Source organism: Serpentinimonas sp. SMBJO2 (assembly GCF_056341105.1).
Window position 1 is genome coordinate 2,408,782 of sequence record NZ_CP150628.1, and the last position, 15,801, is coordinate 2,424,582.

At 68.9% G+C, this 15,801-nt stretch carries 17 protein-coding genes; all 17 read right to left on the minus strand.

Annotation, left to right across the window (positions count from 1 at the left end):
- Positions 1 to 10 precede the first annotated feature (10 nt).
- The 17 genes from nagZ to fabG all read right to left on the minus strand — a co-directional run bounded on the left by nagZ (position 11) and on the right by fabG (position 15,794).
- Complete coding sequence (nagZ, locus tag AAAZ40_RS11205) at positions 11 to 1,150, minus strand: beta-N-acetylhexosaminidase (RefSeq protein ID WP_476660433.1); 1,140 nt, start codon at positions 1,148 to 1,150, stop codon at positions 11 to 13.
- Positions 1,132 to 1,542 (minus strand): holo-ACP synthase, encoded by a 411-nt coding sequence (gene acpS, locus AAAZ40_RS11210; protein ID WP_476660434.1) that lies wholly within the window; start codon positions 1,540 to 1,542, stop codon positions 1,132 to 1,134. The genes nagZ and acpS overlap by 19 nt, the downstream gene beginning before the upstream one ends.
- The gene (locus tag AAAZ40_RS11215) at positions 1,539 to 2,423 is read right to left on the minus strand and encodes a pyridoxine 5'-phosphate synthase (RefSeq protein WP_476660435.1); all 885 of its coding nucleotides are present in this window, start codon (positions 2,421 to 2,423) and stop codon (positions 1,539 to 1,541) included. The genes acpS and AAAZ40_RS11215 overlap by 4 nt, the downstream gene beginning before the upstream one ends.
- Before the next feature lie 40 nt (positions 2,424 to 2,463).
- Positions 2,464 to 3,321 carry a DNA repair protein RecO gene (gene recO, locus AAAZ40_RS11220; RefSeq protein ID WP_476660436.1) on the minus strand — a complete coding sequence of 286 codons (858 nt, stop codon included), beginning with the start codon at positions 3,319 to 3,321 and terminating at the stop codon, positions 2,464 to 2,466.
- Positions 3,322 to 3,329: 8 nt separating this feature from the next.
- Positions 3,330 to 4,433, minus strand: a complete 1,104-nt coding sequence (era, locus tag AAAZ40_RS11225) for a GTPase Era (protein WP_476660437.1) — start codon at positions 4,431 to 4,433, stop codon at positions 3,330 to 3,332.
- The gene (gene rnc, locus AAAZ40_RS11230) at positions 4,430 to 5,131 is read right to left on the minus strand and encodes a ribonuclease III (protein ID WP_476660438.1); all 702 of its coding nucleotides are present in this window, start codon (positions 5,129 to 5,131) and stop codon (positions 4,430 to 4,432) included. Before rnc ends, era begins: the two co-directional genes overlap by 4 nt.
- Positions 5,131 to 5,475, minus strand: coding sequence for a DUF4845 domain-containing protein (locus AAAZ40_RS11235; RefSeq protein ID WP_476660439.1), 345 nt, complete (start codon positions 5,473 to 5,475; stop codon positions 5,131 to 5,133). The genes rnc and AAAZ40_RS11235 overlap by 1 nt, the downstream gene beginning before the upstream one ends.
- A 57-nt stretch (positions 5,476 to 5,532) precedes the next feature.
- A complete protein-coding gene (gene lepB, locus AAAZ40_RS11240) occupies positions 5,533 to 6,498 on the minus strand; it encodes a signal peptidase I (protein WP_476661734.1) in 966 nt (321 codons plus the stop codon).
- Between the two features lie 14 nt (positions 6,499 to 6,512).
- A complete protein-coding gene (gene lepA / locus AAAZ40_RS11245) occupies positions 6,513 to 8,324 on the minus strand; it encodes a translation elongation factor 4 (protein ID WP_476660440.1) in 1,812 nt (603 codons plus the stop codon).
- Positions 8,325 to 8,407: 83 nt separating this feature from the next.
- Positions 8,408 to 9,988, minus strand: coding sequence for a Do family serine endopeptidase (locus tag AAAZ40_RS11250; RefSeq protein ID WP_476660441.1), 1,581 nt, complete (start codon positions 9,986 to 9,988; stop codon positions 8,408 to 8,410).
- Between the two features lie 104 nt (positions 9,989 to 10,092).
- Positions 10,093 to 11,094 carry a MucB/RseB C-terminal domain-containing protein gene (locus AAAZ40_RS11255; protein WP_476660442.1) on the minus strand — a complete coding sequence of 334 codons (1,002 nt, stop codon included), beginning with the start codon at positions 11,092 to 11,094 and terminating at the stop codon, positions 10,093 to 10,095.
- 65 nt (positions 11,095 to 11,159) lie between these two features.
- Positions 11,160 to 11,978: a sigma-E factor negative regulatory protein gene (locus AAAZ40_RS11260; RefSeq protein WP_476660443.1), complete on the minus strand. Its 819-nt coding sequence runs from the start codon at positions 11,976 to 11,978 to the stop codon at positions 11,160 to 11,162.
- A 33-nt stretch (positions 11,979 to 12,011) separates the two neighbouring features.
- Positions 12,012 to 12,644 (minus strand): RNA polymerase sigma factor RpoE, encoded by a 633-nt coding sequence (gene rpoE, locus AAAZ40_RS11265; RefSeq protein ID WP_476660444.1) that lies wholly within the window; start codon positions 12,642 to 12,644, stop codon positions 12,012 to 12,014.
- A gap of 105 nt (positions 12,645 to 12,749) precedes the next feature.
- Positions 12,750 to 13,226: a hypothetical protein gene (locus tag AAAZ40_RS11270; protein WP_476660445.1), complete on the minus strand. Its 477-nt coding sequence runs from the start codon at positions 13,224 to 13,226 to the stop codon at positions 12,750 to 12,752.
- A 131-nt stretch (positions 13,227 to 13,357) separates the two neighbouring features.
- Entirely contained in the window at positions 13,358 to 14,602 is a 1,245-nt protein-coding gene (fabF, locus tag AAAZ40_RS11275) for a beta-ketoacyl-ACP synthase II (protein ID WP_476660446.1), read from the minus strand.
- Positions 14,603 to 14,609: 7 nt separating this feature from the next.
- Positions 14,610 to 14,849 carry an acyl carrier protein gene (gene acpP, locus AAAZ40_RS11280; protein ID WP_045536264.1) on the minus strand — a complete coding sequence of 80 codons (240 nt, stop codon included), beginning with the start codon at positions 14,847 to 14,849 and terminating at the stop codon, positions 14,610 to 14,612.
- Between the two features lie 138 nt (positions 14,850 to 14,987).
- The gene (gene fabG / locus AAAZ40_RS11285; protein WP_476660447.1) at positions 14,988 to 15,794 is read right to left on the minus strand and encodes a 3-oxoacyl-ACP reductase FabG; all 807 of its coding nucleotides are present in this window, start codon (positions 15,792 to 15,794) and stop codon (positions 14,988 to 14,990) included.
- Positions 15,795 to 15,801 lie beyond the last annotated feature (7 nt).

The window sequence follows — 15,801 nt, forward strand, 5'->3', positions numbered from 1 at the left end:
GCGGCGGCGCTCAGGGCAGGCGTTCGAGCGCCTGCATGTAGCGCGGGCTCACCATGAGCTCGTCCCACCGCGGCGCGGGCGCGGCGGGCAGCAGCTCGAGGCGGCGCTGCTCGCTCAGGGCGCTGGGCTGCCAGCAGCCTTCGATCTGGGCGCGGCTCAGGCCGTCGATCAGTTCGTCGATCGGCGCGCCGTCGTCGACCACGCTCTGGTTGCACAGCAGCACCAGGTCGCAGCCGGCTTGCAGCGCGGCCAGCGCGGCCTCGGTGCTGCCGATCTCGCGGCCATCGAGGCGGCGCGCCCCGGCCATGCTCAGGTCGTCGCTGAACACGGCGCCGCCAAAACCCAGCTGCTGGCGCAAAATGCCCTCGATCCAGCGCGCCGAAAACCCGGCCGGGCGCGCATCCACTTGGCTATAGACCACGTGCGCGGGCATGACGGCATCCAGGCTGGCTTGCAACCAGCCATAGGGCGCGGCGTCGGCCACGAGGATGGCCTCGAGGCTGCGCTCATCGACCGGGATCTCGTGGTGCGAATCGGCCGCCACGTAGCCGTGGCCGGGAAAGTGTTTGCCGCAGTTGCGCATGCCCGCCTGCAGCAGGCCGTGCATGAGCGCCTGCGCCAGCACGCTCACCACGCGCGCATCGGCGCCCAAGGCCCGGTCGCCGATGACGGCGCTGCGCCCGTGGTCCAGGTCCAGCACCGGGGTGAAGCTCAGATCGACGCCGCAGGCACGCAATTCGGCCGCCAGCACGTAGCCGCAAGCGGTGGCGGCGCGGCACGCGGCGAGCGCGGCGGCGCCGGGCAACTCGGTGGCCCCTGGCAGCCGCTCTGCGGCCCCGGGCGCAGCCTGCCCAGCGGCACGCTGCGGCGCCTCACCCAGCCACATCTGGCCCAGCGCGCGCATGGGCGGCAGGTGGGTAAAGCCGTCGCTGCGAAAGCGCTGCACGCGCCCGCCTTCGTGATCGACGCAGATCAGCAGGTCGGGGCGCACTTTCTTGATCTGCCGGCACAGCTTGGCGAGCTGGGCCCGGCTCTCCCAGTTGCGGCCAAACAGAATCACGCCCCCCACCAGCGGGTGCGCCAGGCGCTGGCGCTCGGTTTTGTGCAGCCGGGTGCCGGCGACGTCGATGATCAGGGGGGCGTGTGACATGGGTTTTGCTCCACCACCACGAAGCTGGTGGCATAGTCGGTTTCGTCGCTCAAGCTCACGTGGGCGCACAGGGCGCGCGCCGCAAACCAGTCTTTGAGGGCGCCGTGCAGCCGCACGCTGGGCTGGCCGCTGGGCAGGTTCAGGATTTCGCAATCGCGCCAGCGCATGGGCAGGCGCAGCCCCAGGCCGACGGCTTTGCTGAAGGCTTCTTTGGCGCTGAAGCGCGTGGCCAGGTAGCGCAGGCCGCGCCCAGGACTGCGCGCGTGGCGCTGCTGCCAGATGGGCAGCTCGTGCGGCCCGAGCACGCGCTGGGCAAAGCGCGGCCCGTGGCGCGCCAGCGCGGCGCCGATGCGCCGGATGTCGCAGACGTCGGTGCCGATGCCGTAGATCATGACCGGGGGGTGACTGGGCTGGCCGCAGCCTCCTCGATGCAGCGCAGATAGCCGCGCACCGTGGCGCTGTAGCCGAGCTCGAGCGCATCGGCGATCAGGGCGTGGCCGATCGAGACTTCGCGCACGCCCGGCACCTGGCGCAAAAACTCGCTCAGGTTGGCGCGGTTCAGGTCGTGGCCGGCGTTCAGGCCCAGCCCGGCATCCAGGGCGGCCTGGGCGGCAGCGGCGTAGCGCTGCAGTTGCGCGCGCAACGCAGCGCTGGCCGTGGCAGCGGGCGCGCAGTCGGCGCCTGCGGCTGCGTGCGGCGCCAAATACGCCGCCGCATAGGCCTTGGCATAGGCCGCGGTGTGCGCCGCCGCGTAGGGCTCGGTGTAGAGCTCGACCCGGTCGGCCCCGAGGGCGCGGGCTGCCGCCATCTGCTCGGGCTCGGCGTCCATGAACAGGCTCACGCGCGCGCCCAGCGCCTGCGCCTGCGCGATCACCGGGCGCAGCCGCTCGGCGTCGGCCGGCAGGCTCCAGCCGTGGTCGCTGGTGTACTGGCCGACGCTGTCGGGCACGAAGGTGAGCTGGTGCAGCGGCAGGCCGCGCGTGCGCAGCTCGCGCGCCACGTCGAGCAGGTTGTGAAAGGGGTTGCCCTCGATGTTGTATTCGCGCTGCGGCCAGCCTTGCAGCAATTCGGCGAGCTCGAACACATCGTGGCGGCGGATGTGGCGCTCGTCGGGCCGCGGGTGCACGGTGATGCCGTGCGCCCCGGCTTGCAGGCAGGCCAGCGCGGCGCGTTGCACGCTCGGGAGGCCCAGGTGCCGGCTGTTGCGCAGCAGCGCCACCTTGTTCAGGTTGACCGACAAGGCACAAGGCGGGGGGCTGACAGCAGGGCGCATGGGGCAATCTATGGGGTTTGGGCAGGGCATCGTGCAGGGCTCATCCGGGCAGCGCCATCCGGTGGCCCGCCAGGCGCTGCACCTGCTGCGCCCAGCGCCGGGTCTGGAACTCGCGCACCCCGCTATGGTAGTGCAAGGCGGCGCGCAACTGGCGCCGCAAGGCCCCGCTGCGGTCTTGCTGGCACAGGGGCAGCAGCGCCGGCCACACCGCCTCGGCCTGCAAGGCCGCGTGCAGCGCCAGCCAATGGTCTGCGCTGCAGGCGGCGGCAGCGGCGGTGTCGGGCAAGGCACGGCCGCCCTCGTCCACCGCCCCATCCGGCAGCGCCACCTCCCCATCCGGCGGCGCCACCTCGCGCAAGCCGCCCTGCGCCTGCAACTGGTAGCGCCCATGGGGCCGCAGCGGCTGCAGGCTGGCGCTGTCGTGGTCCAAGGCCGGCAACCAGCCCAGCTCGCCCAGCAGCAGCAGCTCGAAGGCGCGCAGCACCCCCGCTTGCGGCGCGCCGGCGGCCAGCAGGGCCAGCGCCTGCGCGTAGTGGTCGAACAGCGTCGGGTGCGGGTCTTCGCGCGCCAGCAGCTTGAGCAGCAACTCGTTGAGGTAGTAGCCCGCCAGCAAGGCCTCACCGGGGGGCAGCAACTGCCCGCCCGGCCAGTGTGCGGCCTTGAGGGTGCGCACCTCGGTCGCGCCGCCCCAGCTCAGGCGCAGCGGCCACAGCGCCAGCAGCACCGAGCGAAACTGCGAAGTCGGGCGCTTCACGCCCTTGGCCACCAGCGCCACGCGGCCGTGGTGGCGGCTGAATACCTCCAGGATCAGGCTCGACTCGCTCCAGTCGTGGCGGTGCAACACGAACGCCGGCTCTTCATGCACCCGACTGGCCTTGGCCGCTGCCGCGCGCGCCATGGCGGCGCTCACTCGTAACCGAAGGAGCGCACGCGGGCCTCGCTGTCGGCCCAGCCCGAGCGCACCTTGACCCACAGCTGCAAAAACACCTTGCAGTCCCAGAGTTTTTCCAGCTCCTGGCGCGCTTCGCTGCCGATGCGCTTGAGCTTTTCGCCGCCCTCGCCGATCACCATGCCCTTGTGGCCCTCGCGCTCGACCACGATGGTGGCGGCGATGCGGCGCAGCGTGCCCTCTTGCTCGAACTGGTCGATCAGTACCGTGCTGGTGTAGGGCAGCTCGTCGCCGGTGAGCCTGAAGAGCTTTTCGCGCACCATTTCGGCCGCCATGAAGCGCTCGCTGCGGTCGGTCAGGGCGTCGGCGTCGTGCAGCCAGTCTTGCTGCGGCAGGTATTTTTCCACGATCGCCAGCAGGCGCTGCACGTCGCGTGTGCTCTTGGCCGACATCGGCACGTATTCGGCAAAGGGGTGGCGCTGCTGCAACTGCAACAGCCACGGCGCCAAGTCGGCGCGGTTGGCCACGGCGTCGAGTTTGTTGGCCAGCAGCAGCGTGGGCACCTGCGGTGGCAGCAGCGCCAGCACCTGCGCATCGGCGGGGCCAAAGCGCCCGGCCTCGAGCACGAACACGATCAGATCGACATCGGCCACGGTGCCGAGCACGGTTTTGTTGAGGCTGCGGTTGAGCGCGTTGCCGTGCCGGGTCTGGAAGCCGGGGGTGTCGACGAACACGAACTGGCTCGCCCCTTGCGTCAGCACGCCGGTGATGCGGTGGCGCGTGGTCTGCGCCTTGGCCGAAGTGATGCTCACCTTTTGCCCCACCAGCGCGTTGAGCAGCGTCGATTTGCCCACATTGGGCCGCCCGACGATGGCCACCAGCCCGCAGCGGCGCGGTGCCTCCACACCCGCGCTCGCACCCGCTGCGATGGCGTCGGCCGCAGCACCTACCACACCCTCCTCGGCCACAGCGCCCGGCACCGGCGGCGGCTTGGCTGGAGCGGCAGCCGGGTCGGGCGCGACTGCGGCCTTGGGCAGTTTGCCCAAGGCCTGCGCCAGCATGGCCTCGAGTTCTGCGGCGCTCTGGGGCGGTGCGGCGGCTGGGGGCTTGCTGGTTTTCATGGCCTGGCGTGTTGGAGTTGATGCAGCAGCTGCGCGGCGGCGGCCTGCTCGGCGGCGCGGCGCGAGCTGCCCTGACCGAGCGCGCTCTGGCCGGTCTCGTTGATCTGGCACTGCACCTCGAAGGTCTGCAGGTGCGCTTGGCCGCGCGTGGCCGCCACGGTGTAGCGCGGCAGCTGCATCTTGCGCCCCTGCAACCACTCTTGCAGGGCGGTTTTGGCGTCTTTGCCGTGCGCGCCTTGGCCCGGGCGCAAGTCGGTGTCGGCGTACAGGCGGCGCACCAGCGCCTCGGCGGCGGCGAAACCGGCGTCCAGATACACCGCACCCAGCAGCGCCTCCAGCGCGTCGGCCAGAATCGAGGCCCGCTGGCGGCCACCGGAGCGCGCCTCGCCCTCGCCCAGGCGCAGCAGCTCGGGCAAGCCCAGCGCCAGCGCCAGCCGGTGCAGCGTGTCTTGCTTGACCAGGTTGGCGCGGGTGCGCGACAGCTCGCCCTCGTCGTGGCCGCATAGGTGCTGGTAGAGCAAGGTGGTGACGGCCAAGCCGAGCACCGAGTCGCCCAGCAGCTCGAGGCGCTCGTTGTGTTCGGCGGCAAAGCTGCGGTGCGTGAGGGCGCGCAGCAGCAAAGCGGGGTCGGTGAAGCGGTGCCCGATGCGCTCTTGCAGCGCCAGCAGCGCCGCCGGGGGCGCGTCGTTGGCGGGCATCAGTGGCTGCTTCCCCGGTATTTGAGCACCAGGTAAGCCGGCCCAAACAGGTGGATTTCCTCGTCGTAGGCGAACTCCACCAGCAGCCGGTCGTTGGCGCGCGTGATGACCAGATCAGCGCCCGTGACGGCGTCGAAATAGCCCACCGCGCGCGCGCGCTCAAAGGCCGTGCGCACCTCCGCCGGGGTTTGCCCGGCCTGCGCGGCTTGCTGCACGGCGCGCTGAATCGACTGGTATTCGACCACCGTGGGCACCACCCGCGCGGTCAGAACCGCCAGCGCCGCCACCACGACACCGATCAGGACGATACCCAGAAAACTGACCCCACGTTGCTGACGCTTCATGAGCCGACTCCATTGCGATGCAAAAAGCGCATCTTAATCAATCGCCGCCGCCTGGGTTCATTCGAAGCGCCCGATGCGGCTCAAATCGCCAAAATTCATCCAGACGAAAAAGGCTTTGCCGACGATGTTGGCCTCAGGCACAAAGCCCCAGAAGCGCGAATCGAGCGAATTGTCGCGGTTGTCGCCGAGCACGAAGAAGTGCCCGTCCGGCACGGTGCAGGTCACGCCTTCGATGGTGTAGCGGCACAGTTCGCGGTGCGGGAAATCGCCCACCGCGGGGATGAAGGCGGGGCGGTCGGCGTCGTTGAGGGTGTTGAAGCGCCGCCCGCCCAGGGTTTCGGCGTATTGCAGCGAGTAGCGCATCGATTCCGGGTCGTAGAACTGCGGCAGCGCCACACGCGGCACCTCGACGCCGTTGATCGACAGGCGCTTGTCGAGGAAAGCCACTTCGTCGCCGGGCACGGCCACCACGCGCTTGATGTAATCGAGGTTGGGCTGCGGCGGGAAGCGAAACACCATCACGTCGCCGCGCGCCGGGGCCTGGTTGGCCCAGACCTTGGTGTGGATCACCGGCAGGCGCAGGCCGTAGTGGAATTTGTTGACCAGGATCAGGTCGCCCACGTGCAGCGTCGGCAGCATCGAGCCGGAGGGAATCTTGAACGGCTCGAACAGAAACGAGCGCAGCAAAAAGACGATCAGAATCACCGGAAACAGCCCGGCGGTCCAGTCCAGCCACCACGGCTGCAACAGCAGTTTGTGCCGCGCCGCTTCCACATCGACGTTGTCGCCCTTGATGCCCAAACGCTCAAACTCGGCCATGCGGCGCTGGTGCTCGGCCTCGAAGCGCTGCGCGGCGGCGCGGCGCTGGGGCAAGAAATGCCAGCGCTCGGCCACCCAATAAACCCCGGTCACCACCGTGGCCAGCAACAGCAGCAGCGAAAAATTGCCCTGCACCAGCCCCAGGTACCAGGCCAGCCCGTAGCCGCCAAAGGCCGCCAGCACCACCCCGGTGAGGGCGGCCATGCTCGATTCGCGACTCATTCGTCCACCTGCAAAATGGCCAGAAACGCCTCTTGCGGCACCTCGACCGAACCGATCTGTTTCATGCGTTTCTTGCCTGCCTTCTGTTTTTCGAGCAGCTTGCGCTTGCGCGAGATGTCGCCCCCGTAGCACTTGGCGATCACGTTCTTGCGCAGCGCCTTCACCGTTTCGCGGGCGATGATGTTGGCCCCGATGGCCGCCTGAATGGCGACGTCGAACTGCTGGCGGCTGATGATCTCGCGCATCTTGGCCACCACCGCGCGGGCGCGAAACTGCGACTGGCTGCGGTGCACGATGATCGACAGCGCATCGACCTTGTCGCCGTTGAGCATGATGTCCACCTTGACCACGTCCGAGGCGCGGTACTCCTTGAACTCGTAGTCCATGCTGGCGTAGCCGCGGCTGACCGATTTGAGCTTATCGAAGAAGTCGAGCACGATCTCGCCCAGCGGCAGCTCGTAGGTGAGCATGACCTGCTTGCCGTGGTAGGCCATGTTGAGCTGCACGCCGCGCTTCTGGTTCGCCAGCGTCATGACCGCGCCCACGTACTCTTGCGGCATGTACAGGTGCACGGTGACGATGGGCTCGCGGATCTCCTGGATGCGCCCGACTTCGGGCATCTTGGCCGGGTTCTCGATCTCCAGCAGCACGCCGTCGCCGCGCAGCACCTGATAGACCACGCTGGGCGCGGTGGTGATCAGGTCCTGGTCGAACTCGCGCTCGAGCCGCTCTTGCACGATCTCCATGTGCAGCAGGCCCAGAAAACCGCAGCGGAAACCAAAACCCAGCGCCTGCGAGACTTCGGGCTCGTAGTGCAGCGCGGCGTCGTTGAGCTGCAGTTTTTCGAGCGCGTCGCGCAGCTCCTCGTATTCGCTGGCTTCGCTCGGGTACAGGCCGGCAAAGACCTGCGGCTGCACCTCTTTGAAGCCCGGCAGCGGCTCGGTGGCCAGCTGCAGGTTGGCGCCGCTGCTGCTCTTGATGGCGGTGAGCGTGTCGCCCACCTTGGCCGCCTTGAGCTCGCGGATGCCGGCGATCACATAACCCACCTCGCCGGCGCACAGCGCCTGGCGCGGCTGGTTGGCGGGGGTGAACACGCCCAGCTTCTCGCAGCCATAGACCGCGCCCGTGGCCATGAGCTTGATGCGGTCGCCGCGGTTCAGGCGGCCATCGACCACGCGCACCAGCATCACCACGCCGACGTAGTTGTCGAACCACGAATCGATGATCATGGCGCGCAAGGCCGCCTCGGGTTGGCCGCGCGGCGGCGGCACCTTGGCCACCACCAGCTCCAGAATCTCGTCGATGCCCATGCCGGTCTTGGCCGAACAGGGGATGGCCTCGGTGGCGTCGATGCCGATCACGTCCTCGATCTCTTGCCGCGCCGCGTCCGGGTCGGCCTGCGGCAGGTCCATTTTGTTGAGCACCGGCAACACTTCCACACCGAGCTCGAGCGCGGTGTAGCAGTTGGCCACCGTCTGCGCCTCCACCCCTTGGCTGGCATCGACCACCAGCAGCGCGCCCTCGCAGGCGCTGAGCGAGCGGCTGACTTCGTAGGAGAAATCGACGTGGCCGGGGGTGTCGATCAGGTTCAGGTTGTAGGTCTGGCCGTCGCGGGCGGTGTAGTGCAGCGCCGCCGTCTGCGCCTTGATGGTGATGCCGCGCTCCTTTTCCAGCTCCATCGAATCCAGCACCTGCGCGCTCATTTCGCGCTCGCTCAGGCCGCCGCAGCGGGCGATGAGCCGATCCGCCAGCGTGCTCTTGCCGTGGTCGATGTGGGCGATGATGGAAAAATTGCGGATGTGCTTCATGAAAGGGGCAAACAAAACGGGCGCGCACTGGCTGGCGCGCCCGAGGCCTGCATCGAAGGGGCAGGTCAACCCGCCATTTTACGTTAGGGCCGGATGATGGCGTATTGAGTCCAGTCGCCACGGCGCACCAGCACGTGCACGGGGCGGTTCTGGGGCGCGGCAGCGGCGGCGGCCTCGAACTCGCGCACGCTGGCTACCGGGCGGTTGCCCAGCGCCAGGATCACATCATCGGGCCGCAAACCGGCCCGCGCCGCCGCGCCGCTGGCCGCCGCCACCCAGACCCCGCCTTCGATGCGCAGGCTGCGCCGCTCGGCCGCCGTGGGTTCGCGCAACTGCAGGCCCAAGCGCTGCGCCGCCGGGGTGGCAGCAGGCGGCTCGGCGTCGCGCTCACCGGCGCGGGCTCTGCGTTCGTCCTCGAAGGCCGCCACGGTCACGGTCAGGGTGCGCTCGGCCCCTTGGCGCCACACCCGCACCGGCACCTGCGTGCCTGGCGCCGTGCCGGCCACGATGCGCGGCAGGTCGGTCGAGCGCTCGACCGCTTTGCCATCGAAACTCAGAATCACATCGCCGGGTTCGATGCCGCCGCGCGCCGCCGGCGAGTTGTTTTCGACGCCGCGGATCAAGGCCCCGGTGGCGCGCGGCAGGCGCAACGTCTCGGCCGTCTCACGGTCCACGGCGCCGATCGCCACCCCGATGCGCCCGCGCGTGACGCGGCCAGTGGCGCGCAACTGGTCGGCCACCAGCATCGCTTCGTCGATCGGAATGGCAAACGAGATGCCCTGAAAGCCGCCCGAGCGGGTGTAGATCATGCTGTTGATCCCCACCACCTCGCCGCGCATGTTGATCAGCGGCCCGCCCGAGTTGCCGGGGTTGATGGCCACGTCGGTCTGGATGAAGGGCAGGAACTCGCCGGTTTCGCGCTGCTTGGCGCTGACGATGCCGGCGGTGACGGTGTTCTCGAGCCCAAAGGGCGAACCGATGGCCATGACCCACTCGCCCACCCGCAGCCGGTTGACGTCGCCGATGCGCACCGTGGGCAGCCGGGTGGCCTCGATCTTCACCACCGCCACGTCGGTGCGCCGGTCGGCCCCGACCACGCGGGCGGTGAATTCGCGCTCGTCGTTGAGCGTCACCACCACCTCGCTGGCGCCCTCGACCACGTGCGCGTTGGTGAGGATGAAGCCGTCGGGCGTGAGGATGAAGCCCGAACCGACGCCACGCGGGCGCTCGATCTCGGGCCCATCTTGCGGGCCTTGGGGACCGCGCGGCGACATGCCCGGCGGCAGCGGAATGCCAAAGCGGCGAAAGAACTCCTGCATCTGGTCTTCGGGCGAGCCGCCGCGTCGCACGCGCTCGACGGTGCGGATGTTGACCACCGCCGGCCCGACCAGATCGACCAGCACCGTGAAATCGGGCAGGCCGCGCACCTCTACCGGGGCGCTGACCGGGGCCAGGGCGGCAGGGCTGCGAGCGGGCACGGCCTGCGCCAAGGTGCCCGAAGGCACCAGACCGCTGGCGCTGCCGATGGTGGCGACCGCAGCAACGGGCGCGCCAGGCTGCGCCTCCACCGTCTGCGACTGCGCCAGCCACAACACGGCCACCAAACCGAGCGCGGCCGCGCTGGCCGCAAGATAGCGTCGTGTGCTTTGGGTGATGGGTTTCATGTTGCGTGCAACTCCGTCGTTCAGGGCTGGCTGATTTTGGCCCAGATGCGGCCAAGGGCGGTGTGACGCCGATACGTGGGGGCGGGGCAGCGGATCTTCAAGCCTCAACGCAGCCGCTCGAGCGCCTGAATGTGCAGCAACAGCGTCTCGGGTGGCACCTCGCCCATCGCCGTCACCCAGTGCTCGGCCACGCGGCGCGTGACCGAATGGGTGGCGCCTTCGGCCCGCACCGCTTCGCGCGTATGCCGCTGTGGATTGAAGGTTTCGATGAACAGCGACACCGACGCCAGGCCGTCAGAGAAAACCCACTGGGCAATCGGGGCTGCGTGCGAATCCTGTCGCAGATTGAACACCATGGGCTGAAAACCGGGCACCTCGTGGCGCAAGCGCCAACCCTGCTCTTGCGCCGTGCTGGGGCGCTGCACCGGATGCACGATGCGGTAGCCGTTGGTCTGCTCAAACTGGCGCGCCAACGACTCGAGGCGCACCGGCGCGTCGAGCTGCAGCTCGGTAAACGCCACCTGCTCCAGCACTCGGCCTTGGGGGGAGCGGGTTTGCATCTTGAGCATCAGGCCAGTGCGCTGCTCAGACCAGACGCGGTAGCCAAAGCGCAGCCCATCGGCGGCAACGAAGTCCACCACCGTGGCTTCCAGCCCGGCCACGCGCTCGCTGCCGACCACGCGCACGCTGTAAAACGAGTCGATGCGCGGGTTGGTCGGGCGCAGCCAATCGGGGAACTGGCGCAGGGCGTCGCGCCGATCCTTGTGCACCAGTTTCTGGGCCGGGAAAAAAATCGCCACTTCGTCGTTGCGCCGCATGGTGATGCGCGGCGCGCCACTCAAAGTCTCGATGCGTTCGAACTGTTGCCGCCCATCGCACACGTGCCAGATTTTGGACGAGGCGATTTCGGTGCCGTTGGAAAACACAAACGTGCCGATGTAGGCGCGGTTGCGCGTGGCCACGTGCAGGCGCTCGAGCCAGTGCAGGATGGATTGCTGCGGCGCGGCGCTGCCCAGGCTGGCGCTGCTGGCGGGAGGGGTGTTTGGGGTTGGAGCCGCTGCAGGCGCCACGCCTTGCGCGTACACCGCAGACGCACCCAGGGCCATCAACAGCCCAGCCGTACGGCGGACGAGTCCCGCAGCCCAAGAACCAAAAGCGGGGTGCATAGGCATCAGTGTGCGGGCCGATCGTAGGTGGCGTTGCGCATGAAGCCCACCGGCACGTGCAAGGCGTTGAGGCTGCCGTGCTGGCGGTGCACCGCCATCAGGGCCTCGAACTGCGGGTCGCGCCAGACCAGACCGTGGGCGGTGGCCACGGTCTGCAGCTCAGTGGACTGTGCGGCCGCGTCGGGGGCCGCTGCCACCAGCGGCGGCGGGGATTGGGCCCATTGCTGGCCGGCGTCCGGGGTGGCCACGCCCGGCAACAACGACCACGACAGGGCCGCCACCGAGGCCACCGAAGCCAATCCGGCCACCATTTTCCAGCGAAACACGGCGTCGTTGGCAGCGGGCAGTCCGGCAGGCACTGGTGCGGCGGGCTGGACGCGCGCTTCGGGCTGCACCTGCGCCGCAGGCAGCTGGGGCGCCGCCGCAACCGGGCTCCATGCCGGGGCCTGCTCGGCGGCCAGGCGGGCCAACACGGCGTTGGCAAAAGCCGGGCTGGCAGGCGGGTGCGCCGGTTCGCCGCGCAGCGCTTCACCGATCCAGTGGTGCAGCGACCAGTCGGCGCACAGGTCGGCATCGAGATCGGAACCGCGGTCGGCGCCCAGACCCGGCGGCTTGCGCCCTGGCGCGCCAAGGGCCTGTGCCACGCGCTCGGGCGCACACTCGCCGTCCACCAGGGCCGACAGCCACTCGCGCGCAGGCACCGGGTCGGCATCGGTTGCCGCCACGGCTGGGGTGCCGTAGCCCCACGGATCGGCCGGGTGGACGGCGTGGGCTTGGGCGAGGCGCTCGGCCTCGTGGGCGTTGGAGCGGGGCATGGTCTGCATGGTACTGCGCTTTCACATTCAGGGTTGACCGCTTCACCAGCGCTTGCCCGACTGACGTTCCAGCATGGGCTTGATGCGCGCCGAAATGGCTTCGCGGGCGCGGAAAATGCGCGAGCGCACCGTGCCGATGGGGCAGTCCAGCGCCTGGGCAATTTCCTCGTAGCTGAGGCCTTCGATCTCGCGCAGGGCGATGGCCTGCCCCAACTCTTTGGGCAGGCCCTCCATGGCGTCGTTCACCGCTTGGGCGATTTCCTTGCTCGCCAGCAGCGATTCGGGCGTTTCGGCATCGGCTACTTGGCCATTTAGTTCGAGTTCCGCTGCGGAAGTTTCATCGTCTTCGTTGCGCATCAGCGAACTCATCAGCACCACCGGGTCGCGCTTGAGCTCCATGAGCTGTTTTTTGGCGGTGTTGACCGCAATCCGATACAGCCAGGTGTAAAACTGGGCCTCGCCACGAAACTGGCCCAGCGCCCGATAGGCGCGAATGAAGGTCTCTTGCGCGATGTCCTGCACCAGATCGGAGTCGCGCACCATGCGCCCGATCAGGCGCTCGACGCGGCGCTGGTATTTGGTCACCAACAAACCGTAGGCGCGCTGATCCCCGGCCAGCGTGCGCTGCACCAGCAACAGATCGGCGTTGACGGGCAAGGGGTCGGGTTCGGTCATGGTGATCGTTCAGGGCGAGCCAATATACCCGATCGCTGCCCTGGTTTGACCCCAAGGTGCGCGCAAGCGCCAGCGCATTGCTAAGTTTGTGCAGCTCACCGCCTCTCAGGGTTGGCGCTGGTCGTGCACGGCGGCGCGCAGCGCCTGCCACTGGGCCGGGTTTTGGCTGCGCTCGACCCAGATCCAGCCGCGCAGGCCGCTGGCGCTGCGCCAGTGCAGCAGCAGCAGGCCCTGCAGGTCGAGCCGGCAGCGCAACTCGGTCAGTTCCAGGCCGCGCCGCCACGCAGGGCTGAACCAGCGCCACTGTCCGCGCGCACCGGGTTTGCGGTTGCGCGCACCGGGCGGCGCAGGCTCCCACACCAGTTCGCCCCGCACCGGCAGGCGCAAGCGCCACAGACACCAGAACAGCAGCACGAGCCCGCCGGCCAGGCTGGCCCACCAGGCCGGCGGCGCCACGTGGTCGGGGGTCAGCGCCAGCCAAAGCAGCAGACCTGCGGCCCACGCCAGTGCCAGCCCCGCCAACGCCGTGTATTCGGCCTTGGGCGCCCCGGTGGGGTAAGAGACCGCAGGCGGGCCATGCATGATCGGGGGTGCTTCAGACGGACGCGCTGGCAGGTGGAGCGGCAGCAGAGCGATCGGCGGCCGATGCAGATGCGGCTGCTGCCGTCTGCACCAGACGGCAGCGTGTCAGGCTTGACATGAACGATGGCCGGTCAGAGGCGCCTGAACACCAGCGAACCGTTGGTGCCGCCGAAGCCGAAGTTGTTTTTCAGGGCCACCTCGAGCTTGTGTTCGCGCGCCGTGTGGGCGCAGTAATCGAGATCGCACTCGGGGTCGGGCTCGTGCAGGTTGATGGTCGGGGGCGCCACCTGGTGGTGCAGCGCCAGCACCGTGAACACGCTCTCGACCCCGCCTGCGCCGCCGAGCAGGTGCCCGGTCATGGATTTGGTCGAGCTGATCAGCACCCGGTGCGCGTGCTCGCCCAAGGCCGCCTTGATGGCGTTGCTCTCGTTGATGTCGCCCAGCGGCGTGGAGGTGCCGTGGGCGTTGAGGTAGTCCACCTGGTCGGGGTTGAGGCCGGCGTTGCGCAGCGCCGACAACATGGCGCGACGCGGGCCGTCCAGGTTGGGGGCGGTGATGTGACCGGCGTCGGCGCTCATGCCGTAGCCCGCCACTTCGGCGTAGATTCTGGCCCCACGGGCGCAGGCGTGCTCGTAGGCTTCGAGCACCAGCACCCCGGCGCCTTCGCCGAGCACGAAGCCGTCGCGGCCCCGGTCCCAGGGGCGCGAGGCAGCGGTGGGGTCGTCGTTGCGGGTCGAGAGCGCGCGCATGGCGGCAAAGCCGCCGATGCCCAGCGGCGACACGGTGGCCTCGGAGCCGCCGGCCAGCACCACGTCGGCGTCGCCGTATTCGATCTTGCGCGCCGCCTCGCCGATGCAGTGCAGGCCGGTGGTGCAGGCCGTGACCACCGCGAGGTTGGGGCCCTTGAAGCCAAAGCGCATCGACACATGGCCCGAGATCATGTTGGTGATCGAGGCCGGGACGAAAAAGGGCGAAATGCGGCGCGGCCCGCGCTGCATCAGGTCGGCGTGCGTCTGCTCGATCAGCGGCAGCCCGCCGATGCCCGAACCGATCACGCAGCCGATGCGGCAGGCTTGTTCCTCATCCAGCTCGGCCCCGGTGGGCAAGCCGGCGTCGGCCACGGCCTGCGCGGCGGCAGCGATGCCGTAGTGGATGAAGGTGTCCATGGTGCGCGCTTCCTTGGCACCGATGTAGGACTCGAGGTCGAAGCCACGCACCTCACCTGCAATTTGGCAGGCAAAGGCCGAAGCATCGAACTTGCTGATGGGGCCGATGCCGGAGCGGCCTGCGAGCACGCTGGCCCACGCCTCGGGCACCGTGTTGCCCACGGGGCTGATGCAGCCCAGACCGGTCACGACGACGCGACGGCGGCTCATAGGCAACTCAGCCTTTCTGATGCGCCAGCGCGTAATCGACGGCGTGCTGAACGGTGGTGATTTTTTCGGCGTCTTCGTCCGGGATCTCGATCCCGAACTCGTCTTCCAGGGCCATGACCAGTTCCACGGTGTCGAGCGAGTCGGCACCCAGATCGGCCACGAAGGCTTTTTCGTTGGTGACCTGGGACTCTTCCACGCCGAGTTGTTCGGCGATGATTTTCTTCACACGTGCTTCGATGTCGCTCATAGTTCCCTCTGTGGGTGGTTGAAATGCAAGACCGGCATTCTAGCCGGGGCGGTTTAGGGTACTAAACAACGGGCAGCGGCCACGCAATGCGCTGGGTCTAGGGGGCCGATGTTAGCGCAAGTGGACTGCGGGGCCAAATCAGGGCATCAGCATGCCGCCGTTGACGTGCAGCTCCTGCCCGGTGATGTAGCCCGCCTGCGCGCTGGCCAGAAAGGCCACGGCCTGCGCCACGTCGGCCGGCTTGCCCAGGTGCCCGAGCGGAATCTGGCCCAGCAGCGCCTGCTGCTGGGCCTCGCTCAGGGCGGCGGTCATGTCGGTTTCGATGAAGCCCGGCGCCACGCAATTGACCGTGATCTGGCGGCTGCCAAGCTCGCGCGCCAGCGCGCGCGTCAGGCCCGCGACACCGGCCTTGGACGCGGCGTAGTTGGCCTGCCCGGCGTTGCCGCTGGCCCCAACCACGCTGGTGATGTTGACGATGCGGCCCCAGCGCTGCTTCATCATCGGGCGCATGACGGCGCGGCTCAGGCGAAACACGGCCTTGAGGTTGGTGTCGAGCACCGCGTCCCAGTCTTCGTCCTTGAGACGCATGGCGAGCATGTCGCGCGTGATGCCGGCGTTGTTGACCAGCACGTGCAGCGCGCCGTGCTCTTTGACGATGGCGTCGATCAGGGCCTCGGCGGCGGCGGCGTCGTTGACATCGAGCCGCACGCCGCGGCATTCGGGGTGCGCTGCCAGCGCCTGGCTGATTTTGGCGGCGCCGTCGTCGCTGGTGGCGCTGCCGATGACGCGGTAGCCGCGGCGCGCCAGCTCGAGCGCGATCGCCGCGCCGATGCCGCGCGAGGCCCCGGTGACGAGGGCGACCTGGGCGCTGCCGTGGCTGTGGGCGGCGTTCGATGTGGCCGCTGGCACGGTGGCGGCGGGGGGGCTGATGGTGGTTTCGCTCATGGGGTGT